This is a genomic window from Streptomyces spororaveus (assembly GCF_016755875.1).
Taxonomy (GTDB): domain Bacteria; phylum Actinomycetota; class Actinomycetes; order Streptomycetales; family Streptomycetaceae; genus Streptomyces; species Streptomyces spororaveus.
Window position 1 is genome coordinate 1,633,605 of sequence record NZ_BNED01000005.1, and the last position, 23,956, is coordinate 1,657,560.

At 72.2% G+C, this 23,956-nt stretch carries 19 protein-coding genes and 1 pseudogene; 6 read left to right on the plus strand and 14 right to left on the minus strand.

The features are described 5' to 3' along the window. Positions 1-5 precede the first annotated feature (5 nt). From Sspor_RS10175 to Sspor_RS10190, 4 genes are all read right to left on the minus strand, one after another. On the minus strand, positions 6-1,181 hold the full coding sequence (locus tag Sspor_RS10175; protein ID WP_202198756.1) for an MAB_1171c family putative transporter: 1,176 nt from the start codon (positions 1,179-1,181) through the stop codon (positions 6-8). Then, positions 1,171-1,671 (minus strand): ImmA/IrrE family metallo-endopeptidase, encoded by a 501-nt coding sequence (locus Sspor_RS10180; RefSeq protein WP_202198757.1) that lies wholly within the window; start codon positions 1,669-1,671, stop codon positions 1,171-1,173. The genes Sspor_RS10175 and Sspor_RS10180 overlap by 11 nt, the downstream gene beginning before the upstream one ends. Before the next feature lie 271 nt (positions 1,672-1,942). Beyond that, on the minus strand, positions 1,943-4,393 hold the full coding sequence (locus Sspor_RS10185; protein WP_202198758.1) for a Tex family protein: 2,451 nt from the start codon (positions 4,391-4,393) through the stop codon (positions 1,943-1,945). A gap of 84 nt (positions 4,394-4,477) precedes the next feature. After that, on the minus strand, positions 4,478-5,341 hold the full coding sequence (locus tag Sspor_RS10190) for an SCO6745 family protein (protein ID WP_202198759.1): 864 nt from the start codon (positions 5,339-5,341) through the stop codon (positions 4,478-4,480). A gap of 474 nt (positions 5,342-5,815) precedes the next feature. Here Sspor_RS10190 and Sspor_RS10195 point away from each other — a divergent pair, with 474 nt between their 5' ends. Next, positions 5,816-7,339: a M1 family metallopeptidase gene (locus Sspor_RS10195; protein ID WP_202198760.1), complete on the plus strand. Its 1,524-nt coding sequence runs from the start codon at positions 5,816-5,818 to the stop codon at positions 7,337-7,339. 12 nt (positions 7,340-7,351) lie between these two features. On the opposite strand, the gene Sspor_RS10200 is transcribed toward Sspor_RS10195, so the two are convergent. Beyond that, positions 7,352-8,248, minus strand: a complete 897-nt coding sequence (locus Sspor_RS10200; RefSeq protein ID WP_202198761.1) for an oxygenase MpaB family protein — start codon at positions 8,246-8,248, stop codon at positions 7,352-7,354. Between the two features lie 130 nt (positions 8,249-8,378). Between Sspor_RS10200 and sph the strand changes: the two genes are divergently transcribed. Continuing rightward, entirely contained in the window at positions 8,379-9,368 is a 990-nt protein-coding gene (gene sph, locus Sspor_RS10205) for a sphingomyelin phosphodiesterase (RefSeq protein ID WP_202198762.1), read from the plus strand. Between the two features lie 97 nt (positions 9,369-9,465). Here the strand turns inward: sph and Sspor_RS41725 are convergent, their stop codons facing one another. The 3 genes and pseudogenes from Sspor_RS41725 to Sspor_RS10215 all read right to left on the minus strand — a co-directional run bounded on the left by Sspor_RS41725 (position 9,466) and on the right by Sspor_RS10215 (position 12,877). Beyond that, positions 9,466-9,666 (minus strand): hypothetical protein, encoded by a 201-nt coding sequence (locus Sspor_RS41725; RefSeq protein ID WP_398427068.1) that lies wholly within the window; start codon positions 9,664-9,666, stop codon positions 9,466-9,468. A gap of 17 nt (positions 9,667-9,683) precedes the next feature. Continuing rightward, positions 9,684-10,906 (minus strand): annotated as a pseudogene (locus Sspor_RS10210) (BCCT family transporter); the annotation flags it as partial. A 129-nt stretch (positions 10,907-11,035) separates the two neighbouring features. Further along, positions 11,036-12,877, minus strand: coding sequence for an AMP-dependent synthetase/ligase (locus Sspor_RS10215; protein WP_202198763.1), 1,842 nt, complete (start codon positions 12,875-12,877; stop codon positions 11,036-11,038). An 85-nt stretch (positions 12,878-12,962) separates the two neighbouring features. Between Sspor_RS10215 and Sspor_RS10220 the strand changes: the two genes are divergently transcribed. After that, positions 12,963-13,745, plus strand: a complete 783-nt coding sequence (locus Sspor_RS10220) for a MerR family transcriptional regulator (protein WP_202198764.1) — start codon at positions 12,963-12,965, stop codon at positions 13,743-13,745. Positions 13,746-13,755: 10 nt separating this feature from the next. Continuing rightward, a complete protein-coding gene (locus tag Sspor_RS10225) occupies positions 13,756-14,424 on the plus strand; it encodes a maltokinase N-terminal cap-like domain-containing protein (protein WP_202198765.1) in 669 nt (222 codons plus the stop codon). 50 nt (positions 14,425-14,474) lie between these two features. Here Sspor_RS10225 and Sspor_RS10230 read toward each other — a convergent pair whose 3' ends face one another. Genes Sspor_RS10230 through Sspor_RS10250 form a run of 5 tightly spaced genes read right to left on the minus strand, consistent with a single transcriptional unit; the run spans position 14,475 to position 21,305 of the window. After that, complete coding sequence (locus Sspor_RS10230; RefSeq protein WP_202198766.1) at positions 14,475-16,646, minus strand: 3-hydroxyacyl-CoA dehydrogenase NAD-binding domain-containing protein; 2,172 nt, start codon at positions 16,644-16,646, stop codon at positions 14,475-14,477. Positions 16,647-16,697: 51 nt separating this feature from the next. Further along, positions 16,698-17,912, minus strand: coding sequence for an acetyl-CoA C-acetyltransferase (locus Sspor_RS10235; RefSeq protein WP_202198767.1), 1,215 nt, complete (start codon positions 17,910-17,912; stop codon positions 16,698-16,700). 59 nt (positions 17,913-17,971) lie between these two features. Beyond that, complete coding sequence (locus Sspor_RS10240) at positions 17,972-19,114, minus strand: acyl-CoA dehydrogenase family protein (protein WP_202198768.1); 1,143 nt, start codon at positions 19,112-19,114, stop codon at positions 17,972-17,974. Positions 19,115-19,122: 8 nt separating this feature from the next. Then, positions 19,123-20,148: an LLM class F420-dependent oxidoreductase gene (locus Sspor_RS10245; RefSeq protein ID WP_202198769.1), complete on the minus strand. Its 1,026-nt coding sequence runs from the start codon at positions 20,146-20,148 to the stop codon at positions 19,123-19,125. After that, positions 20,148-21,305 carry a CaiB/BaiF CoA transferase family protein gene (locus Sspor_RS10250; protein WP_202198770.1) on the minus strand — a complete coding sequence of 386 codons (1,158 nt, stop codon included), beginning with the start codon at positions 21,303-21,305 and terminating at the stop codon, positions 20,148-20,150. Before Sspor_RS10250 ends, Sspor_RS10245 begins: the two co-directional genes overlap by 1 nt. A gap of 231 nt (positions 21,306-21,536) precedes the next feature. On the opposite strand from Sspor_RS10250, the gene Sspor_RS10255 reads away from it, so the two are divergent. Continuing rightward, positions 21,537-22,736 carry a saccharopine dehydrogenase family protein gene (locus Sspor_RS10255; protein WP_202198771.1) on the plus strand — a complete coding sequence of 400 codons (1,200 nt, stop codon included), beginning with the start codon at positions 21,537-21,539 and terminating at the stop codon, positions 22,734-22,736. Positions 22,737-22,779: 43 nt separating this feature from the next. On the opposite strand, the gene Sspor_RS10260 is transcribed toward Sspor_RS10255, so the two are convergent. Then, positions 22,780-23,457, minus strand: coding sequence for an endonuclease V (locus tag Sspor_RS10260; protein ID WP_202198772.1), 678 nt, complete (start codon positions 23,455-23,457; stop codon positions 22,780-22,782). A gap of 26 nt (positions 23,458-23,483) precedes the next feature. On the opposite strand from Sspor_RS10260, the gene Sspor_RS10265 reads away from it, so the two are divergent. Continuing rightward, positions 23,484-23,783 carry a YciI family protein gene (locus Sspor_RS10265; protein ID WP_202198773.1) on the plus strand — a complete coding sequence of 100 codons (300 nt, stop codon included), beginning with the start codon at positions 23,484-23,486 and terminating at the stop codon, positions 23,781-23,783. Positions 23,784-23,956 lie beyond the last annotated feature (173 nt).

The following is a 23,956-nucleotide window of genomic DNA, read 5'->3' on the forward strand; positions in this document are numbered from 1 at the left end:
CTGCTTCACTTCCTTGTGGTGGCGGGGGCGGCGTACGCCTGGGCGACGTCGACGAGGAACCGGGCTTCGTCCGCCAGGTCCCCGCCCTCCTGCGAGGTGTGGATCGCGGCGGGCAGTTCCAGCGCGGCCGCCTCGCCCGGCTGCCCGGGCGCTCCGTCGAGCTTGGCCTGCCGGGCCTCCTTCAGTACGCGGGCCAGCGCGGCGGCGGTGGCCCGCTGCTCGGGGACCCCGTGCCCGGTGACCTGGCCGCGGGCGTGCTCCAGCGCGCCGGGGGTGACGTATTCGCCCAGGATCAGGATCGCGTCGCGCGTCTCGATGACCTTGCGGTACACGAGCAGGTTGCGCGGGACCGGCGGCCACACCAGCTCCATCACCCGCCAGGCGCGCGGCTTGTTGAGGGCCACGTGCGGCACCGCTTCGACCAGGTCGCGCCACAGCGGCCACAGCCGCCAGGCGGTGGCGGTGTCGGCGCAGGTGCGGCGGAGGGTGAACAGCGTGGGCACGAGGATCGCGGCGGCGCGCAGCACACCGTGCAGGTTCATCAGCAGCGGAAGTGCGGGCATCGCCCAGGTGCTGCCGAACAGGGCCTTCAGCAGGTATGCCAGCCAGAACAGGCCGGCGAGCGCGGTGCCGAGGCCGAACAGCCGCAGCCCGGCGGCCAGACCACGGCTCTCGGTACGGCGGCTGTAGCGCGAGCACAGGGCCACGCAGACGATGTTGGCGGTCACGTGCGCGGAGATCAGCACGAGCCAGTACGCGAGGGAGGGCACCGGGTCGCCGACCGGCGGCATGGTGTGCGTGCCGTGGGCGGGTGCGGCCACGTCCAGGGCGATGAGGGTGGCGAGCCAGGCCACGGTGGCGACGCAGGCGGTGAGTTGGAGCTTGCGGCCGCGGGTGGTGGCGGCCACGAAGTAGAGGACGGCGCCGGCCGACAGCACCCCGATGAGGTTGCGGACGAGGCCGATCGTGTGGGCATAGCCCGGGCCGCGGGTCATCGCGTACGAGACGACGTCCGGGAGGTTGAGGGTCATCGCGGCGGCGGCGGTGGCGACGGCCAGCCACAGGCCGCGCTGCTGGGGGGAGCGCAGGGCTCCGGGGGCGCGGAGCAGGACGGCGAGCCACAGGCACACCACGCTGGGGACGGCCAGCCCGTTGCCGAAGGCGGTCAGGTCAGCTGCCATCGTTGCCCCGCTCGTACCCCATGGCGGACTCCAGCCGGGCCAGGGTGCCGCGCGCGCCGGTGGCCGGCCGCGGGCCCGCGTTCGCCGTGCGGATGCGGATCATGCTGGCGAGCATCTCCGCCTCCTGCTCCTGCCGGGTGGTGTAGTTGGTGCGCCCGAGGACCACGGGGGCGTTCCCGTCGGTCTCCTCCCCCTCCAGGGAGTGGTGGCCGAAGAGGATGTGGCCGAGCTCGTGGAGGACGATGTGCTCCCGGTGCAGCGGGGTGGTCTGCGCCTCGTAGAAGACGTAGTCGACGCTGGCCGTGCCCACCCACAGTCCGCAGACCCCGGACTCCGCCGCCTCCTTGGGGAGCGGGTGGAGGCTGATGGGGCGGCCGCGCCGCTCGGCTATCCGCCGGCACAGGTCGTCGAGGGAGAAGGGGTGGGTCAGATCCAGATGGCCGAGAATCTGCTCGCACCTTTTGCGAATGCTGAGTTGCCGGTGGGGCATGTGATCCCTCTTCGGACCCTTTCCGGGGCAACGGCGGTAGGCGTGTGGGGGCATGGGCATGTAGTCCTGTGCCTTCGAGGCGGCCTCGGGGAATGCGGTCCTGAGGGGAGAACGCGGAAGCCCGTCCGCCGAGTGACGAACGGGCGTTCCACCATGCCTACAGATCTTGTACGGGAGTTGGCAAGGCAAGTCCCCAGGTGGGGAAGCTATTCGGCCACTCCGTACGAGGAGCGACACGCCTGGGGTGGCTGCAAGACACCCTTGACGGCTCCTACCTCTTGCGGCGCTCCTCGGGGGAGGTGAGGCCCGCACGGCGCAGGGCGTCGGCCATCGCGCTGTTGGCGGGGGCGGGGGCGCCGCCACCCTGCCGGCGGCCCTGGCCGCCCTGGCCCCGCTCGCCCTGTCCCTGGCCCTGTCCCTGGCCCTGGTTCCGGCCGCCCTCGCGGGCACCGGACCCGCCGCGCTGCTGCGGCGGACGGCCACCGCCGCCACCGCCGCCCCGCCGGTCCTCGCGCTGGCGCGGGGCGCCCGCGCCGCGCTCCGCCCCGGCCTCGTCCTCCAGCCGCAGGGTCAGCGAGATCCGCTTGCGCGGGATGTCCACGTCCATGACCTTCACGCGGACGATGTCGCCCGGCTTGACCACGTCCCGGGGGTCCTTGACGAAGTTCTTCGACAGGGCCGAGACGTGGGCGAGGCCGTCCTGGTGGACGCCGATGTCGATGAAGGCGCCGAAGGCGGCCACGTTGGTGACCACGCCCTCCAGGATCATGCCCGGGGCCAGGTCTCCGATCTTCTCGACGCCCTCCTTGAAGGTGGCGGTCTTGAAGGCGGGGCGCGGGTCGCGGCCCGGCTTCTCCAGCTCGCGCAGGATGTCCGTGACGGTGGGCAGACCGAAGGCCTCGGTGACGAACTCCTCGGGCCGCAGCGAGCGCAGCACACCGGAGTTGCCGATCAGGGCCGCCACCTCGCTGCCCGCGGTCTTGGCCATGCCCCGGACCACCGGATAGGCCTCGGGGTGCACGCTGGAGAAGTCCAGCGGGTCGTCCCCGCCGCGGATCCGCAGGAAGCCCGCGCACTGCTCGTACGCCTTCGGGCCGAGCCGGGCCACGTCCTTGAGCCCCTTGCGGCTGCGGAAGGGGCCGTTGGCGTCGCGGTGGGCCACGATGTTCTCGGCGAGGCCGCCGCTGATGCCCGACACCCGTGAAAGCAGCGGCGCGGAGGCGGTGTTGACGTCCACTCCGACGCCGTTCACACAGTCCTCGACGACCGCGTCGAGCGAGCGCGAGAGCTTCACCTCGGACAGGTCGTGCTGGTACTGGCCGACGCCGATGGACTTCGGGTCGATCTTGACGAGCTCGGCGAGCGGGTCCTGCAGGCGGCGGGCGATGGAGACCGCGCCGCGCAGCGACACGTCCATGTCCGGCAGTTCCTGCGAGGCGAAGGCGGAGGCCGAGTACACGGAGGCGCCCGCCTCCGAGACCATCACCTTGGTGAGCTTCAGCTCGGGGTGGCGCGTGATGAGGTCCCCGGCCAGCTTGTCGGTCTCGCGGGAGGCGGTGCCGTTGCCGATGGCGACCAGCTCGACGGCGTGCTCCTTCGCCAGACGCGCGAGCTTGGCGAGGGACTCGTCCCACTTGTTGGCGGGCACGTGCGGGTAGATCACGTCCGTGGCGACGACCTTGCCGGTCGCGTCCACGACGGCGACCTTCACGCCGGTACGGAAGCCCGGGTCCAGGCCGAGCGTCGCCCGGGTGCCGGCGGGCGCGGCGAGCAGCAGGTCGCGCAGGTTCGACGCGAAGACGCGTACGGCCTCGTCCTCGGCGGCCTGGCGCAGCCGCATCCGCAGGTCGATGCCGAGGTGCACCTGGATCTTCGTACGCCAGGCCCAGCGGACGGTGTCGGCGAGCCATTTGTCGCCGGGGCGGCCGCGGTCGTTCACCCCGAAGCGACGGGCGATCATGCCCTCGTACGTGGACGGGCCGGGCACCTCGCCCGGCTCCTCCGGTTCCAGGGTGAGGTCGAGGACGTCCTCCTTCTCACCGCGCAGCATGGCGAGGACGCGGTGCGAGGGCAGCGCGGTGAACGGCTCGGCGAAGTCGAAGTAGTCGGCGAACTTGGCACCCGCCTCCTCCTTGCCCTCGCGGACCTTCGCCGCGAGCCGGCCGCGGCCCCACATGCGCTCGCGCAGCTCACCGATGAGGTCGGCGTCCTCGCCGAACCGCTCGGTGAGGATGGCCCGGGCGCCCTCCAGGGCGGCGGCCGGGTCGGCGACGCCCTTGTCGGCGTCCACGAACGCGGCCGCGGCGGCGGCCGGGTCCACGGACGGGTCGGCCAGCAGGCCCTCGGCGAGCGGCTCCAGGCCTGCCTCGCGGGCGATCTGCGCCTTGGTGCGCCGCTTGGGCTTGAAGGGCAGGTAGATGTCCTCCAGCCGTGCCTTGGTGTCGGCCGCGGCGATCCGCGCCGCCAGCTCGTCGGTGAGCTTGCCCTGCTCCCGTACGGAGTCCAGGACGGCCGCACGGCGGTCCTCCAGCTCCCGCAGATACCGCAGCCGCTCCTCTAGCGTGCGCAGCTGGGCGTCGTCGAGCATCTCGGTCGCTTCCTTGCGGTAGCGCGCGATGAACGGCACGGTGGAGCCGCCGTCGAGCAGCTCGACGGCGGCCTTGACCTGCCGCTCCCGTACGCCGAGCTCCTCGGCGATCCTGCCTTCGATGGACGTCGTCACGATCGGGTCCCGCCTGCCTTCGTTTGCACTGGAAGGCTGCCAATTGTGGCAGGTGGTCGTGACGGACCGCGGGAGCCCTGCCCGTCAGGCCCTGCCCGTGAGGTCCCTCGGGAAGGCTCCCGCGGTCACGGCCTTGACGACGAGGGCGCCGCCGAGCTCGGTGAGGCGGGCCAGTCCGTCCGCGCCGAGGTGCTCGTAGGGGGCTGCGTCGAGGCGGTCGGTGTCGCTCTCCAGCCGCTCGCGCAGGGCCGCGCCGTCCTCGGTCAGTTCACCGGCGGCGTCGAGCACGCCGCGCTCGCGCAGGCGGCCGGCCGCGGCGTCGAGGTCGTCCTGCGTCCAGCCGCGCATGCGCTTGAGCCATTTCGGCGTCATGCCCTTGCCGGTGGCGGTGTGGCTGACCAGGGCCTCGACCGGGTCCAGGCCCGCGAGGAGGAGGGCGGCGAGGTGGCCGTCCCCGCGGTGCTCGCGCAGCAGGGTGGTGGCGTGCCACAGCCGCAGGTGCGGTTCTTCGGGTACGGGGAGGTCGGCGTGGGCCGCGTACAGGGTGCGGGCGTGCCGGGTGCAGCCCTCGGTGGCGCGCATCGCCAGGTCGGCGGCCTCGGCCACCTCGGGGGACTTCACGGTGTCGGCGCCGAGCAGGCGGGTCAGGGCGGCGTCCGCGGCGCGCAGCCGGGCGGCGAGGGCCTGGCCGGGGGTGACGGTGTTCCAGACGGCGGGCAGGTGCCGGGCGACGAGTTCGTGGCGGTAGTTGTAGAAGGTGGCGGTGACCGCGCCGGCCCCGACGGCGCCCAACGCGGCGGAGCGGTGCGCCAGGTTGACCGCGACGGGGTCGGTTATCCCGAGGGCGGCGAACTCCTCGGCGATCTCCGGCGAGAAGTAGACGGTGGCGTGCAGCGGGTTGACGGCGGCGTGCCAGCAGCGTCGCGCGGCGAGCGGGTGAAGGGTCATGCGCGGCACGATACCGACTGTCCGGTACGCCAGGTAGACCGATATCGGCCCCGGCCCCGGGGCCCGTCACGGGCCTGCGGTGTGTCAGCGGCCGGGCAGTCGCCAGGACCGGCTCTGCGCGGCCCGTTCCACCGCCACCAACGGCTCCATCTTCTCCCACACCGCTGACCGGTCCCGCGTGCGTCGTGTCGATCCGGACGATCCGCCGGGCGGGGCCGGGGCGTTCGGCGGTGGCGCCGGATCCGTGCCGCAGGCGGCCGGACCGCAGGCCGGGGCCGGTGCGCCGGGCCGGCGGCGCCCGTGCGGGCGCCGCCGGCACCCCGCCACCCGCGGACGCGTGACGGCCGAATGGCGATCGTGTGACAGCAGGGGCCATGGACATGACCTGAGCGGCCAGGGGTGAATACGGTCGAGCGACAAGGCCTTGGACCACTCTGTGAACCGATCTGTCTCCCCTACCACTTGGAGCCATTCGTGCACCGCAAAGTCATCGCCCCGAGCGTGCTCGCCGCTTCCCTCCTGCTGGTGATCCCGGCGTCGGCGGCGAGCTCGGGTTCGGGTGCCCCGGGTATCGGCGACCCCTACTACCCGGCCAGCGGCAACGGGGGATACGACGTGTCGCACTACGACCTGCGCCTGCAGTACCAGCCGAAGACGGACCTGCTGGAGGGCACGGCCACCCTGCTGGCCACCGCCAAGCAGGACCTGTCGCGCTTCAACCTGGACTTCGGCCTCCAGGTCAGCGAGATCCGGGTCAACGGGGTGAAGGCGAAGTTCGCCACGTCCGGCTCGCACGAGCTGGAGGTCACCCCCGCGAAGCCGCTGGCGCGCGACACCCCGCTGTCCGTCGTCGTCAAGTACGCCGGCAAGCCCTCCGAGCTGAAGGTGGACGGCTGGACGGCCTGGCACCGCACGCCCGACGGCGGGGTCGCGGCGCAGGAGCCCGACTCGGCGGTCTGGTGGTTCCCGAGCAACGACCACCCGCTGGACAAGGCCACCTTCGACGTCTCGGTCAATGTGCCCGACGGCACGCAGGCGATCAGCAACGGCGTGCTCCAGTCCCAGACCTCGCGGCTCGGCTGGACCCGGTACAACTGGCGTTCCGACAAGCCGCAGGCGACCTACCTGGCCACCCTCGCCGTCGGCAAGTTCGACATCACCACCGACCGGACGGCGAGCGGGCTGCCGATCCTCAACGCGTACAGCAAGGACCTCGGCGGCAACGCGGGCGCGGCCCGTGCCAGCGTGGAGCGGACCGGCGAGGTCGCCGAGTGGCTGGAGGGGGTCTTCGGCCCGTACCCCTTCAACGCGCTGGGCGGTTACGTGCCGAACGTGACCGCCGGTTTCGCCCTGGAGACCCAGACGAGGCCGTTCTACGGCCCGGGGACCTTCCGCAGCGGCGCCAACGTCTCGGTGGTCGTGCACGAGCTGGCGCACCAGTGGTACGGCGACAGCGTCTCCGTCGAGGGCTGGAAGGACATCTGGATCAACGAGGGCTTCGCCCGCTACAGCCAGTGGCTGTGGTCGGAGAAGGAGGGCGAGGGCACGGCGCGGGAACTGGCCGACTGGGCTTACGCCCTGCGTCCGGCCGAGGACGCGTTCTGGCAGGTCAAGCCGGGTGACCCGGGTCCGGACAACCAGTTCCACGGGGCCGTCTACGACCGTGGCGCCATCGCCCTGCAGGCGCTGCGCAACGAGATCGGCGACGAGAGGTTCTTCGAGATCCTCAAGGGCTGGCCGACCGAGCGGGCCTACGGCAACGCCAGGGTCGGGGACTTCGTCCGGTACGCCGAGAAGGTCTCGAAGAAGCCTCTCGCGCAGCTCTTCGAGACCTGGCTCTACACCCCGGGCAAGCCGGATGCCTCGGCGCTGAACCCGGCGGCGGCCAAGCCGTCGGCCCGCTCACAGCAGTCCGCTCCGGCGAAGCCCGCCGCGGAGCCCAAGTCCTGGAAGAAGATCGCGGAGACGAACACGATCCACACGCACGACGAGCACTGAGCCGCGCGCCCGTCAGCGGGCGGCGGCGCGCCGACGGGCGCGCGCCGCCCGCGCGATGGGCAGGTACCGCAGCCGCTCCGGCAGCAGCGGTACGAGGAGCCGTACGGCCGTGCTGAACCGCCGGAGCCTGCGCTCCTGGGCCGGGCTCCACTCCAGGCCGATCGCGGCGCGGGCCTCCGGCGGCATGTAGCCGACGGTGACGAAGGCCCGCAGCCGCAGGAAGGCGGCCCGCAGCACCGGCCAGGTGAGCCGCAGCAGCAGGCGCGCGGCGGGCGAGGCGGCCTGCGGCCGAGGCAGCTTCACCTCGGTGGAGATCAGCTCGCGGGCGACCGCCGTGGGCTCGATCTCCTCGGCCAGCATCCGGGTCCAGTAGGGCCAGTACTCCTCGATGCTCTGCGGCATGTCCCGGTCGCGCAGGCCGAGGATCCGTCCCACCTGGAGCCACTCCTGGTAGAGCTGCCGCTCCTGGGCGGGGGTGAAGCGGCGCAGCAGGTAGCGGCCGGCGTAGAGGTAGACCGGGAAGCCGGTGGCGTGGACCCAGGCGTAGCAGGCGGGGTCCAGGGAGTGGTAGCGGCGGCCGCGGGTGTCGGTGCCCTGGATGTCCTTGTGCAGGCGGCGCACCCGGCGGCCCTCCTCGGCGGCCTCCTCCCCGCCGTACACCCACAGCTGGACCGAGCGCAGGGAGCGCTCGCCGCGGCCCCAGGGGTCGGTGCGGAAGACGGAGTACTCGTCGACGCCAGCCGCGATGGCGGGGTGGGCGACCTGCATGGTGAAGGCCGCGGGCAGCATCAGCAGGGCCCTGACGTCTCCGGCGATGGTCCACAGCACCCCGCCGGGCGGGGGCGGCTCGGGGTCGGTGCGGCGCGTGGCCGCAGGTCCGGCGGGGTGGGCGGAGTCCGTCTTCGTCATAGGACAAGTATGCGAGCACCGGACGGCCGTCTCGCGGACAGAAAGTCTCTGCACGGGTGTTACCCAGAGGTAACTGCTGCTGCTTGTATGACGGCGTCGATCTTCCCCCGCAGGAATGATGGAGACCTCCATGCTGCTTTCCTCGCCCCGCTCGCGCCGCGCCGCCGCCACGGCCGTCGCCGCGGTCGCCGCAGGCGCGCTGGCCGCCACCACCGCGCCCGCCGCCTCGGCCGCGGAGACCGCCGCCGCCCCGCGGCTCAGCGTCCTGTCGTACAACGTGTTCCTGATGAGCAAGAACCTGTACCCGAACTGGGGCCAGGACCACCGGGCCGCCGAGATCCCCAGGGCCTCCTTCTACCAGGGCCACGACGTGGTCGTGCTCCAGGAGGCCTTCGACAACAGCTCCTCGGACGCGCTGAAGGCGAACTCGGCCGCGCAGTACCCGTACCAGACCCCGGTCGTGGGCCGCAGCAAGAGCGGCTGGGACGCCACGGGCGGCGCGTACTCCTCCACCACCCCGGAGGACGGCGGCGTCACGATCCTCAGCAAGTGGCCGATCGTCCGCAAGGAGCAGGTCGTCTACAAGGACGCCTGCGGCGCCGACTGGTGGTCCAACAAGGGCTTCGCGTACGTGGTGCTGAACGTGAACGGCACCAAAGTGCACGTGGTCGGCACGCACGCGCAGTCCACCGACCCGGGCTGCGGCGCGGGCGAGGCCGCGGAGATGCGCGCCCGTCAGTTCCGAGCCGTCGACGCCTTCCTCGACGGGAAGAACATCCCGGCGAACGAGCAGGTCATCGTGGCGGGCGACCTCAACGTCGACTCGCGCACACCCGAGTACGCGAGCCTGCTGGCGAACGCCGACCTGGCCGGCTCCGACAGCCGCACCGGGCACCCGTACTCCTTCGACACCGCGCTGAACTCGATAGCGAACTACCGCTACCCGACCGACCCGCGCGAGGACCTGGACTACGTCCTGTACCGCAAGGGCAACGCCCGCCCCGCGGGCTGGGAGAACAACGTGGTCAAGGAGCAGTCGGCACCCTGGACCGTCTCCAGCTGGGGCACCTCCTACACCTACACCAACCTCTCCGACCACTACCCGCTGATCGGACGCTAGGTCCCGCTTCCGGATCAGGCCTCTCAGGCCTGGTCCGGAAGCACGTGCCGCACGAGGGAGCCCGAGGGAGCCGGCACCCCGGAGCACGGCCTCGCCGTCAGCGCGGGCCGTCGGGCGGTGAGGGCGCGGAGGACCGCTGGGCCGCGTCCGCCTCCGGACCGCCGGACGGCCCGATGCGGATCTCGAAAGCACCCCCGTACTCTTCGTCTCCCGCGGCCACGGCCACGGCCACGGCTTCCTCGCCCCGTTCGTCCTGGATGATGAGCGGGTCCCGGCGCAGGTCGCGCATGAGTGCCACGCACATACCGATCATGACCCGAAGAGCTGTCCCTCGGGGGTGCTCTCCCGGGGGAGGTCGCCGCGCTCCTGGAGTTTCATGGCCGTGCCGCCGAAGACGCAGAACCACAGCAGGCTGACCGTGCTCGGGACGAGGATGACACCGCCGATGAACTGCCGGACGGTGCGGCCGCGGCTAATCGGGCGATGAACATGCCGACGAACGGGGTCCAGGAGATCCACCAGGCCCAGTAGAAGACCGTCCAGCTGCCCAGCCATCGGGCGACCTCGCCGGCGCCGGTGGCCTCGGTACGGCCGATGAGCTGGGGGAGGTCGCCGAGGTAGGCGCCCAGGGACGTGGGCAGGAGGTCGAGCACGATGATGGTCGGTCCGGCGACGAACACGAACACGACGAGCACCAGGGCGAGCACCATGTTGATGTTGGACAGCCACTGGATGCCCCGTTCCACGCCGGAGACCGCGGAGGCGACGAAGGCGACGGTCAGGACGGCGATGACGGCTACGAGGAGCGCGGTGCCGACCGACTCCATCCACCCCAGCTGACTGATCCCGCTGCCGATCTGGAGGGCCCCCAGGCCGAGCGAGGCCGCGGAGCCGAAGAGGGTCGCGAGGATCGCCACGATGTCGATGACCCGGCCGGCCCAGCCGTGGGCGTGCCGGGCGCCGATCAGCGGCTCGAACACGGCACTGATCGTCTGGCGGCGGGAGCGGCGGAAGGTGCTGTAGGCGATGGCGAGCCCGACGACCGCGTAGATGGCCCAGGGATGGAGCGTCCAGTGGAACAGGGTGGTGGCCATCGCCGTCTGCATCCGCTCGGCGGAGCCGACCGGATGCGTGCCGGGCGGGGGCGTGCCGTAGTGCGCCAGGGGTTCGCTCACGCCGTAGAACATGAGCCCGATGCCCATGCCGGCGCTGAACATCATGGCGACCCAGGAGACGGTCCGGAATTCGGGGACCTCGTCCTCGTGGCCGAGGCGGATCCGGCCGTAGCGGCTGATCGCCAGCCAGAGGGCGAAGACGACGAAGCCGCTGGCGGCGAGCATGAAGGCCCAGCCGCCGTTGTGGATGAGCCCTCGGAGCAGGCTGCTCGACACGCTCTCCAGCGAATCCGTCGCCACGGCGCCCCACAGGACGAAGGCGAGGGTCAGTCCCGCGGTGACCCCGAAGACCACCCGGTCCGTGCGGGAAGGCTGATCGGCCGCCAACGAAGCCCCCTTCCCCGGAGGACCGGAGCCGCATATGGCGACAGAAAGCCATGGACTTCAGATTTAATCTCATATCGGCCCATGAAGGCCTCAGGGCGCCTGCCGGGCGATTCACCCGCACCCCGGTGCGGTGAGCGGAATCCCGCTCACCGCACCGGTGCTCCGCTAGGCGGACGCGTACGGCTCCTCGTACAGGCCGTCGATCAGCGCGCCGTACTTGTCGCGGACCACCCGGCGGCGGAGTTTGAGCGACGGGGTGAGCTCGCCCGTCTCGGGGCCCCACTCCTCGGTGAGCAGCCGGTACCGCTTGATCTGCTCCGTGCGGTTGAGCCGGGCGTTGGCCGCCTCCACCGCACGGGCGATCTCCTCGCGGACGGCCGGGTGCGCGGCCAGCTCCGGTGCCGAGGCGGCCTCGATGCCCCGGGCGGCGGCCCAGACCGGGGCCAGCTCAGGGTCCAGGACCAGCAGCGCGACGAGGTAGGAGCGGCCGTCGCCGTGCACCAGGGCCTGGCCGATCAGCGGGTGCTCCTTGACCGTGTTCTCCACCAGGGCCGGTGAGACGTTCTTGCCGTTCGAGGTGATGATCAGTTCCTTCTTGCGGTCGGTCAGCCAGAGGAACCCGTCCTCGTCGACCCGGCCGATGTCCCCCGTCGGGAACCAGCCCCCGGCGTCCGCGGCGCTCTCCACCGAGCCGTCCGGCCGCAGATAGCCGCCGAAGACGGTGTCCCCGCGGGTGAGGATCTCCCCGTCGTCGGCCAGTCTCAGCTCCAGCCCCTCGATCGGACGGCCCACCGAGCCGAGCCGGAAGCGGTCCGGGCTGTTGACCGTGCACACGCCCGAGGTCTCGGTGAGCCCCCAGGCGTCCATGATGGTGATGCCCCAGCCGGCCCAGAAGCGGACCACGTCGATCGGCATCGGCGCGGTGGCGCTGGCCGTCCACGCCAGCCGGTCCAGGCCCGCCAGGCGCAGCAGCGGGTCCAGCACCCGTTCCTTGGCAGCGGCGTACGAGGCTTCGAGCGCGGCCGGGACCTCCTCGCCGCGCTCCAGATGGACGGCCCGGGCGCGGGCCAGGTCGTTCGCGGCCTCGATGGCTCCGCGCTGTTCCTCGGGGAGCTGCGCGAGGACGGCGCGGACGGAGGCGGCGAGCTTCTCCCAGACCCGGGGCACGCCGAAGAACTGCACGGGGTGCAGCTCGCGGACCGCCCCCGACACGGCGGCCGGGTCGGCGCACAGCCGGACGTGGGAGGCCCGCAGCAGGGGCAGGTAGATGCCGAGGACCCGCTCGGCGATGTGCGCGAAGGGCAGGTAGCAGATGTGCTCGGCGTGCTCGGGCAGTTCCACGTGCCGGTCGAGGCGGATCGCCTGGAGCATGAGGTTGCGGTGGGTCAGCCGCACCCCCTTCGGGTCCCCGGTGGTCCCGGAGGTGTAGACGACCGTCAGCGGGTCCTCGGGGCGGGTCTCCCGCCAGGCCTTCTCGAAGGCGTCGGCGCGGTGCAGCCGGGCCCCGCCGGCGTACACGGACCCGTAGGCGCTGTGCCCGCCGGCCTCGGCGGCCTCGGCCACGACGAGCCGCTCCAGGGGCACGTCGGAATCGGCCAGCAGCGGTTCCCAGCGCAGGAGTTCGCGGGCCCCCTCGACGACGGCGACCCGGGCCCGGCTGTGGCGGGCTATGTGGGCGATCTGCTCGGGCGCGGAGGTTCCGTACACGGTGACGGGCACGGCGCCGAGGTGGACGAGGGCGAGGTCGCTGAGCCAGTGCTCGGGGCGGTTGCCCATCATCATCAGCACGTGCTCGCCGCGCCCGACGCCGAGGGCGGCGTATCCGGAGGCGAGGACGGCGACCTTGCGGCGCACCTCGCCCCAGCTGAGGGTCGTCCATCCGCCGGCGTCGGGGCCGGCCCGCCAGGAGAGGGCGGGAAGGTCCCCGTACTCGGCGGCGTTGCGGGCCAGCAGGGCCGGCAGGGTGATCTCTTCGGGTCGTCCGGGCAGTCGCAGGTTCGTGGTCATGGGCAGCTCCTGGCCGTTTCACATCGTTGGTGCGACAGCAATACTGTTGAACCCAAGCTGTGGAGCAGAGAGCGAGGCGCAGACGATGGCCGACCAGGCACCCGAGCCGATGCTCACCGTCGACGAGCTGGCGGCCCGGGCGGGCGTCACCGTGCGCACCGTTCGTTTCTACAGCACCCGCGGGCTTTTGCCCCCTCCCGTGATCGGCCCTCGTCGGGTGGGGCACTACGGCCCGGAACACCTCTCCCGGCTGGCGCTGATCGAGGAGCTGCAGCACCAGGGCATGACCCTGTCCGCCATCGAGCGCTATCTGGAAGCGCTGCCCGACGACCTGAGCGCCCACGACCTGGCCATCCACCGTGCGATGGTGGCGAGTTGGGCCCCGGACGCGGCCCGGGAGGTCTCGCGGGAGGAGCTGGAGAAGCGGGCGGGGCGGAGTCTGTCGGACACCGATGTCCGGCGGCTGACGGCGATGAACGTGCTCGCCGCCGCCGGGGACGGGTTCCGGGTGGACGTGGGCCTGCTGAGGCTCGGGGTCGCGCTGCTGGACGTACCGATCGCCCACGAGACGATCCTGGCGGCGCGCAGGGTGCTGATGGAGCACACGAGGTCGGCGGCGCACGAGCTGACCGCGCTGTTCCGGGACGAGGTGTGGGGTCCGTTCACGGAGGGCGAGAGCGATCCGGAGCGGGTGGAGTCGATGAAGGCGCTGTCGGCGCACATGCAGCCGATGGTGGTCCAGGCGCTGGTGACGGCTTTTCAGCGGTCGCTACGGGAGGAACTGCGGGCGGCGTTCGCCTCGGAACCGGAGGCGGACGGCGGGCCGGACGGGCCGGACGGGCCGCCGGCACCCCTGCCGCGGGGGTAGTTTGTCGATCATGGCAGTCATTCACCGCACCACCATGTCGCCCGGCAAGCTCGAACTCCTCGCCGGCTGGCTGCCCCTGCGCCCCTGGTACCGGGGTGGCACGGGTGGCCCGCAGCTCTCCAAGGCCGGTGGCTTCCGGCTCGACGACCCCGAGGGTGAGGTGGGCATCGAGTTCATGGTGGTCACCGACAGCCGCGGGGACGAGCCGGTGACCTACCTGGTCCCGCTGACCTACCGCGGGGAACCGCTGGCGGAGGCCGGGGAGGGCCTGATCGGCACCTCCGAGCACGGGGTGCTGGGCCGCCGCTGGATCTACGACGGCGCGCACGACCCGGTCCTGGTCGAGCAGTTGCTGGCGCTGCTGGCGGGCCGTACGACGGCGCAGGACCAGAACGCGAGCGACGCCCCCGACCCGACGGTCGAGGTCCGCACGGAGGGGGCCGGGGTGCCGGCGGGCCTGACCGGAGCCGGGACCGTGACGGACACCGCCGACGCGAGCCTCGTCGCCGTGGGCCCGGTGACGCGGGAAGGGCCGGCGTCGGCCCTGACCGTCCACCGGGTGCTCCGTCCCGGTCCCGCTGCCGCCGGAGACGGCGTACCGGGGCGGGTCCTGGCCGGCTGGACCGACCCGGACGGCACGCCGCTGCACGGACTGTTCGCGCACCTGACCGGGGCCTGAGACCTCACCCCGGGCCCGCCCGCGCGCGGGCGGGCCCGGGGCTGTCGCGGTCAGTCCGCGTACGTCTCGCCGCGCTCGGCCTTCGCGATCAGCGAGGCCGGCGGGGTGAAGCGCTCGCCGTAGGCGTCGGCGAGCTCGCGGGCACGGGCCACGAAGCCGGGCAGGCCGCCCTCGTAGCCGTTGATGTACTGGATCACGCCGCCCGTCCAGGCCGGGAAGCCGATGCCCATGATGGAGCCGATGTTGGCGTCGGCGATCGAGGTGAGCACGCCCTCGTCGAGGCAGCGGACGGTGTCCAGGGCCTCGGAGAAGAGCATCCGCTCCTTCATGTCCTCGAACGGGATCTCGTAGCCCGGCTTGGCGAAGTGCTCGCGCAGGCCCGGCCAGATACGGGCGCGCTTGCCCGCCTCGTCGTACTCGTAGAAGCCCGCCCCGCCGCTGCGCCCGGGGCGCCCGAACTCGTCCACCATGCGGTCGATGACCGCGTCGGCGGGGTGCTCGGCCCAGGCCTTGCCCTGGGCCTCGAAGGCCTTGCGGGTCTCGTTGCGGATCTTGCGCGGCAGGGTGAGGGTGAGCTCGTCCATCAGGGAGAGCACCTTGGCCGGGTAGCCGGCCTGGGCGGCGGCCTGCTCGATCGAGGCGGGCTCGACGCCCTCGCCGATCATCGCGACGCCCTCGTTGATGAATTGGCCGATGACGCGCGAGGTGAAGAAGCCGCGCGAGTCGTTGACCACGATCGGGGTCTTGTTGATCTGCCGGACCAGGTCGAAGGCGCGCGCGATGGCCTCGTCACCGGTCCGCTCCCCCTTGATGATCTCCACCAGCGGCATCTTGTCGACGGGCGAGAAGAAGTGCAGTCCGATGAAGTCGACCGGCCGCGACACCCCTTCGGCGAGGCCCGTGATGGGCAGCGTGGAGGTGTTGGAGCACAGCAGCGCGTCCGGCTCGATGACGTCCTGGATCTCCTGGAACACCTTGTGCTTGAGGGAGGTGTCCTCGAAGACGGCCTCGATGACGGCGTCGCAGCCCGCGAGGTCGGCCGCGTCGGCGGTCGGGGTGATCCGGGCGAGCAGCTCGGCGCGCTTGGCCTCGGTGGTCCGGCCGCGCGAGAGCGCCTTGTCGAGCAGCTTCTCGGAGTACGCCTTGCCCTTGGCGGCGGCCTCGGCGGTGACGTCCTTCAGCACCACCTCGATGCCCGCGCGGGCACAGGAGTAGGCGATGCCCGCGCCCATCATGCCGGCGCCGAGGACGGCGACCTTGCGGACCTGCCGCGGCTCGATGCCTTGCGGGCGGCTGCGGCCCGCGTTGACGGCCTGGAGGTCGAAGAAGAACGCCTGGATCATGTTCTTGGCGGTCTGGCCGGTGACCAGCTCGGTGAAGTAGCGGGCCTCGATGGTCAGCGCGGTCTCGAAGTCCACCTGGGAGCCCTCGACGGCGCAGGCCAGGATGTTGCGCGGGGCCGGGTACGGGGCCCCGTTCAGCTGCTTCTTCAGGTTGGCCGGGAAGGCCGGGAGGTTGGCGGCGAACCGCGGGTTGGACGGCGTACCGCCCGGGATCTTGTAGCCGGGTACGTCCCAGGGCTGCTTCGACTCGGGGTTCGCGTCGATGAAGGCGCGGGCCTTGGCCAGCATCTCCTCGGGAGTGGCGGCCAGTTCGTGCACCAGGCCGTTGTCCAGGGCGCGCTGCGGGGTGTACTGGGTGCCCTGGAGCAGCACCTTGAGCAGCGCGTCGGCGATGCCCATCAGGCGCACGGTACGGGTGACACCGCCGCCGGCCGGGAGCAGGCCGAGGGTGACCTCGGGCAGGCCGATCTTGGAGCCGGGCGCGTCGAGGGCGATGCGGTGGTGGCAGGCGAGGGCGATCTCGTAACCGCCGCCGAGGGCGGCTCCGTTGACGGCGGCGACGACGGGCTTGCCGAGGGTCTCGATCCGGCGCAGGGAGCGCTTGATCTCGGTGCCGGTGTCGAAGGCGATCTGCGCGTGCTCCGGACGGAGCCGGATCATGTCCTTGAGGTCGCCGCCCGCGAAGAAGGTCTTCTTGGCGGAGGTGAAGACGATGCCCCGGATGGAGTCCTTCTCGGCCTCGGCGCGGTCGGCGATCGCCGCGATGGAGTCCTTGAAGGCCTGGTTCATCGTGTTGGCGGACTGGTTGGGGTCGTCGAGGATCAGGGTGACGACGCCGGTCTCGTCCTGTTCCCAGCGGATCGTGGTGGACTCGCTCATGGTCACTGCTTTCGTTTCGGAAGGTCCGGTGGGCAGGGGGAACAGGACGGATCAGAGGCGTTCGACGATGGTGGCGACGCCCATGCCGCCGCCGACGCAGAGGGTGACGAGCCCGTAGCGCTTGTCCTGGCGCTCCAGCTCGTCGACGATCGTGCCGAGGATCATCGCGCCGGTCGCGCCGAGCGGGTGGCCGAGCGCGATGGCGCCGCCGTTGACGTTGACCTTGTCGAGGGACAGGCCCATGTCCTTGACGAAGCGCAGGACGACGCCCGCGAAGGCCTCGTTGATCTCGACGAGGTCGATGTCGTCGATGGTCAGACCGGCCTTGGCGAGGGCCTTGCGGGTGGCGGGTGCGGGACCGGTGAGCATGATGGTGGGCTCAGAGCCGGAGACGGCCGCCGAGACGATCCGGGCGCGCGGGGTCAGGCCGTTGCGCTCGCCGGCCTCGCGGGAGCCGATGGCGACGAGCGAGGCGCCGTCGACGATGCCGGAGGAGTTGCCCGCGTGGTGGACGTGGTCGATCTTCTCGACCCAGTGGTACTTCTGCAGCGCGACCGCGTCGAAGCCGCCGAGCTCGCCGATGTCCGCGAAGGAGGGCTTCAGCTTGGCGAGGGTGTCGGCGGTGGTGCCGGGGCGGACGAACTCGTCGTGGTCCAGGACGATCAGGCCGTTGCGGTCGGTGACCGGGACCACGGACTTCGCGAAGCGGTCGTCCTTGATGGCCGCGGCGGCCCGCTCCTGCGACAGGGCCGCGTACTCGTCGACGTCGCGCCGGGAGAAGCCCTCGATGGTGGCGATCAGGTCGGCGCCGATGCCCTGCGGGACGAAGCCGGTGTCCCAGTTGGTCATCGGGTCGGCGAACCAGGCACCGCCGTCGGAGGCCATCGGGACGCGCGACATGGACTCCACGCCGCCCGCGAGGACCAGGTCCTCCCAGCCGGAGCGGACCTTCGCGGCGGCCAGGTTGACGGCCTCCAGACCCGAGGCGCAGAAGCGGTTCTCCTGTACACCGGCCACGGTGTCCGGGAGCCCGGCGGCGATGGCCGCGATACGGGCGATGTCCGAGCCCTGGTCGCCGACCGGGCCGACGACGCCGAGCACGATGTCGTCGATGGTGGCGGGGTCCAGACCGGGGTTGCGCTCGCGCAGGGCGTCGATGAGCCCGACGACCAGGTCGATCGGCTTGGTGCCGTGCAGGGCGCCGTTGGCCTTGCCCCGGCCGCGCGGGGTGCGGATCGCGTCGTATACGTAAGCTTCGGTGCTCACTGGTCAAGCCTTTCGGAGGTGTCCAAGGGGAGGTGTCCAGAGGGGGGAGGAAGGGGAGTTCAGCCGAGCAGCGAACGGCCGATGATCTCCTTCATGATCTCGGTCGTACCGCCGTAGATGGTCTGGATGCGGCCGTCGGTGAAGGCCCGGGCGACCCGGTATTCGGTCATGTAGCCGTAGCCTCTGTGGAGTTGCAGGCAGCGGTCGGCGACGCGCTTCTGCAGCTCGGTGGCCCACCACTTGGCCATGGAGGCGTGTACGTGGTCCAGTTCGCCGTTCGAGTGGTCCGTGATGCAGCGGTCGAGGAAGGTCCGGGTGACGGCCACCTCGGTGGCCATCTCCGCGATCTCGAACCGGATGTGCTGCAGCTTGGCCAGCGGCCGGCCGAAGGCCTCGCGCTCCTTCACGTACTGGGTGGTGATCTCCAGCAGGTGCTCGGCGGCGGCTATGCCGGCCATGGCGATGCCCATCCGCTCCTGCGCGAGGTTGGTCATCAGGTGGACGAAGGCGCCGTTCAGCTCGCCGAGCAGGTTCTCCTTCGGGACGCGTACGTCGTTGAAGAACAGCTCGGCGGTGTCCTGGGACTTCTGGCCGATCTTGTCGAGGTTGCGGCCGCGTTCGAAGCCCTCCGTACCGCGCTCGACCACCAGCAGGGACAGGCCGTGCGCCCCGCCCTCGGGGGTGGTCTTCGCGACCACGATCACCAGGTCGGCGAGGATGCCGTTGGAGATGAAGGTCTTGGAGCCGTTCAGCACCCAGTGGTCGCCCCGGTCCTCGGCGGTGGTCCGGATCCCCTGGAGGTCGGAGCCCGCGCCCGGCTCGGTCATCGCGATGGCGGTGATGGTCTCGCCGGAGCAGAAGCCGGGCAGCCAGCGGCGCTTCTGCTCCTCGGTGGCGAGCGAGGTGAGGTAGGGCCCGATGATGTCGTTGTGCAGGCCGATGGCCAGGCCGGGGGCGCCCGCGCGGGTGAACTCCTCGGCGATCACGGCGGCGTAGCGGAAGTCGGTGTTCCCGCCGCCGCCGTACTCCTCCGGGACGGCGAGGCCCAGCAGCCCCTGCCGGCCCGCGGCCCGCCAGGCCTCGCGGCTGACGATGCCGTCCTGCTCCCACTGCTCGTAGTGCGGCAGCACCTCCTTGCTGAGGAAGGTGCGTACGGTCTCTCGGAACGCCTCGTGGTCGGCGTCGAAGATGCGGCGTTGCATCGGGCCCCCTAGAGCCAGCTCTTGACGGTTTCGATCAGCTTGGCCGGGTCGGGGCCGACCGGGGTGACGTTGAGCATGGTGACGCCCGCCTCGCGGAAGGCCTCGACGCGCTCGCGTACGTAGCCCTCGGGCCCGCACAGCGTCATCAGCTCGCAGAACTCGTCCGGGACGGCTGCGGCGGCGTCGCGCTTGCGCCCGGCGAGGTACAGCTCCTGGATCCGTCGGGCCTCTTCCTCATACCCGTAGGCGACGGCCAGGTCGTTGTAGAAGTTCTTGCCGACCGCGCCCATACCGCCGACGTACAGCGCGATCTGCGGGCGCGCGAGGTCCCGTACGGCGGCCGCGTCCGGGCCGATGGCGAGCAGGCCGCCCGCGACGGTCTGCAGCGGCCCGAGTTCCGGCGGCCGCTTGGCGGTCCCCTCGGCGAGCGGGCCGCCCCACACCGCGGCGGCCTTCTCCGGGATGAAGAGCGTGGGCAGCCAGCCGTCCGCGATCTCGGCGGTCATCCGGACGTTGGCGGGGCCGAGCGAGGCGATGTAGACGGGGATCGCGGGGCGGACCGGGCGGGTGAGGATCTTCAGCGGCTTGCCGAGCCCGGTGCCGCGCTCCGGCGGCAGCGGCATGTCGGTGATGCCGTGGTGGTCGATCGTCTCGCGGCGCCAGATGCACCGGCACAGCTCGACCGTCTCGCGGGTCCGGCCGAGCGGTCTGTCGTACGGCATCCCGTGCCAGCCCTCGACGACCTGCGGGCCGGAGGCGCCGAGTCCGAGCAGCGCCCGGCCGCCCGAGAGCGCGTCCAGGCCGGCGGCGGTCTGGGCGATGAGGCCGGGGGTGCGCGAGTAGACGTTCAGGATGGCCGAGCCGATCTTCAGCCGCTCGGTGCGGGCGGCGAGATAGCCCATGATCGTCGGCGAGTCGAATCCCCAGGCCTCGGCCACCCATACGGCGTCGAGCCCGGCCGACTCCAGCGCGGCGGCCTGGTCGGCGGCCCGGCGCGGGTCACCGGCGTAGTCGAGCATCATGGACAGTTCCATCAGTTCTCCTTCTCCGTCCCGAGCAGGGCCGGTACGTCCCAGTCGGCCGCGACCGATCCGGCGTGCGCACCCGGCTGCGCCGGACCGGCGGTGAGGGCGCCCGGCGTCGCCGAGAAGCGCGGTGCGGGCGCGGGCTGGACGATGCCGCCGAAGTCGGTGAAGGTCCCGCGGGCGGCGAGGTGGGGGTGGTCCGGGGCCTCGCGCAGCGAGAGCACCGGCGCGACGCAGGCGTCGCTGCCCTCGAAGACGGCCGTCCACTCCTCCCGCGTACGGGTCCTGAAGCGCGCGGCGACCGCCTCCCGCAGTTCGCCCCAGCGGGCCGGGTCCTTGCGGGCGGGGGCCCGGTCCTCGATGCCGAGGAGCTGCACGAAGGTGTCGTAGAACTGCTGCTCCAGCGCGCCGACCGCCATGTACAGGCCGTCGGAGGTCTCGTAGGTGCCGTAGAAGGGGCAGCCGCCGTCGAGGAGGTTGGCCCCGCGGCGGTCCTGCCAGCCGCCCGCCGCCATCATGCCGTGGATCATGGCGGTGAGGTGGGCGGTGCCGTCGACGATGGCCGCGTCGACGACCTGGCCGGTGCCGGTGGCGCGGGCGTGGTGCAGGGCGGCGAGGACCCCGATGACCAGGTAGAGCGAGCCGCCCGCGTAGTCCCCGACCAGGTTGGCGGGCACGGCCGGCGGCTCTCCCGGCTTCCCGATCATGCCGAGGGCACCGGTGACGGCAATGTACGCGATGTCGTGCCCGGCGGTCTCGGCGAGCGGGCCGTCCTGGCCCCAGCCGGTCATCCGGCCGTAGACGAGCTTCGGATTGCGGGCGTGGCACGCGGCGGGTCCGACGCCGAGGCGCTCGGCGACCCCGGGGCGGAACCCCTCGACGAGTACGTCGGCCCGCTCGACCAGGTCCAGGACGCGGGCGGGCCCGTCGGCGGACTTGAGGTCGAGCAGGACGGAGCGTTTGCCGCGGTTGGTGATGTCGTAGGCCGGATCGACCGCGAGCCCGCCACCGCCGGGCCGGTCCACCCGTACGACGTCGGCTCCCAGGTCGGCGAGGAGCATGGCGGCGAACGGTCCGGGACCGATGCCCGCCAGTTCGACGACGCGCACCCCGGCGAGCGGGCCGGGCCCGCTCGCGTCCCGGTTCCCGTTCCCTGTCACTGCCATCGGGCCCCCAGCGGCTCTGGTGTGCATGGTGTGCGTGGTGTGCGTGCTGTGCGGCTATGTGACACAACTGATGTAACACCAGTGATGCTAGGAACGTGTTCCATCGAGCACAAGCCCCCCGCGCCGGTGCCGGGGCGCTGTTCCGCCGGCCCGGCGCGCCGTACCCGCTCGCACCGACGGCCGGGCATCACGCTAGCCTCGGCCACCGAAACCCCCTGGGAGGAGCCGTTCATGAACGCAACTGTCCCGCACGACCGGCCGGAACGCGCCTATGACGTCGTACTGTTCGGCGCCACCGGGTTCGTGGGCGCGCTCACCGCCGAGTACCTCGCCGCGCACGCACCCGCCGGCTGCCGGTGGGCCCTCGCCGGCCGGGACACGGCGAAGCTGGAGCGGCTGCGCGAACGGCTGGCCGCGATCGATCCGGCGTGTGCGCGGCTGCCGCTGCTGCGGGCCGACGCCCAGGACCCCGCGGCCGTGCGCGAGCTGGCCGCGTCCACCCGGGTGCTGGCGACGACGGTGGGCCCGTACGTCTGGTACGGGGCGGAGCTGGTGGCCGCCTGCGCCGAGGCGGGCACCGACTACGTGGACCTCACCGGCGAGCCGGAATTCGTGGACCGCATGTACGTCGAGCACGACGCCCGGGCCCGGGAGACCGGGGCGCGCATCGTGCACGCCTGCGGCTTCGACTCGATCCCGGCCGACCTCGGGGCGTACTTCACGGTCCGGCAGCTGCCGCACGGGGTCCCGCTGACGGTCGACGGGTTCATGCGGTCCAACGCCTTCTTCTCCGGCGGCACCCTGGCCTCCGCCCTGACCGCGCTGAGCCGCGGCCCCCAGACCCTGGCGGCCGCGCACGCCCGCAGGCTGCACGAACCCCGCCTGCTGGGGAGGCGGGCGCGCGGGCCGGTGGGAGCGCCGCGGTTCAGCCGGGAGACCGGGACCTGGGCGCTGCCGCTGCCCTCGCTGGACCCGCGGATCGTGGCCCGGTCGGCGGCCGCGCTGGAGCGCTACGGCCCGGACTTCCGCTACCGGCACTACGCCTCCGTCAAGCACCTGCCCGTCGCGGTGGGCGGTACGGCGGCGCTCGGCGCGACGGTGGCCCTGGCCCAGGTGCCGCCGGCCCGGCGGTGGCTGATGAACCGCTGGGAGCCGGGCCGGGGGCCGGACGCGGAACGCCGCGCGCGCAGCTGGTTCACCGTGCGGTTCGTGGGCGAGGGAGGCGGCCGGCGGGTGCTCACCGAGGTGGCGGGCGGCGACCCCGGCTACGGGGAGACGGCGAAGATGCTGGCCGAGTCGGCGCTCTGCCTGGCCCACGACGCCCTGCCGGAGGTATCCGGGCAGCTGACGACGGCCGTGGCGATGGGCGACGCCCTGATCGCCCGCCTCCAGAAGGCGGGGATCGGCTTCCGGGTGGCGGACGTCCGCTGACGGGCGGGCCCGCCGACCGGGTGCGGCCCGCCGACCGGGTGCGTCAGGAGGCCTCGCGCAGCGCCCTGCGGCACAGGGAGTCGGCGTGGCGGGTGGTCTCGGGGATCCGGAAGCGGGGGCTCAGGGCCAGGGCGTGCGCGCAGGCGTTGTCCAGCGAGACCCGGTGCCCGACGGAGACGTAGACCGGCTTGATCCCGTCCTGTGTGCGCAGCGCCCGCCCGACCTCGGCCCCGTCGGCAGCGAGCAGCGCGGCGGCGTCGCCCCGCCGGGTGCCCGGTTCCTCGTAGGTGAAGGTGAACGGGTTCTTCGCGACGCCGATGGCCGGGAGCCCGGTGACCACCCCGAGGTGGCAGGCGAGGCCGAAGCCGCGCGGGTGCGCGAGGCCGTAGCCGTCGCAGACGACGAGTCCGGGCCGGGCCTTGAGGGAGTCGAGGGCGGCCAGTACGGTCGGCAGCTCGCGGAAGGCGAGCAGCCCGGGCACGTAGGGGAAGCTGACGTGCCCGACGGCGGTGGCCTCCTCGACGACCTCCAGGGTGGCGGCGTCGAGCACCACGGCCGCGGCGGCGACCAGGTCGCGCGCGTCGTCGTAGGCGACGTCCACTCCCGCGACGAGGCCGCGGCCGGGTGGCGGGCCGGGCTCGGTGAGCACGACCTGATGGCGTAGTTCGTCCTGTATCGCCCGGGCTTCGGCCTCGTCGGCGGGGGTCTTCGCACTCGTCATGATGGAGCGAGAGTAGCCTGACGATCATGTTCGTCATGGAGCTCACCTACACCGCCCCCGTCGAGTCCGTCGAAGAGCAGATGGACGCTCACATCGCCTGGCTGGACGGTTACTACGCCGCCGGTGTCTTCCTCGCGTCGGGGCGCAAGGTCCCGCGCGACGGGGGCGTGATCCTGGCCGGCGGGGTGTCCCGGGCCGAGATCGAGCGGATCGCGTCCGAGGACCCCTTCTCGGTGGCGGGTGTCTGCGACTACACCATCACGGAGTTCATCGCCACGAAGACGTCGGCGGACCTGTCGACGGTGCGGGAGAACCCGGCCGCGTAGCCGCTGCGGGTCCGGCGCCGCGCGTCGGCCGGCCGGCCCTCGGCCCGACCGGGCCGACCTGGTCGGCCTGTTCTGCCCGGTCGTCCGTCCGACCCGCTTGCCTGTTCGTCCGCTCGTCCCGTCGTCCCGTCGTCCGTTCAGCCGTTCAGCCGTTCAGCCGTTCAGCCGTTCAG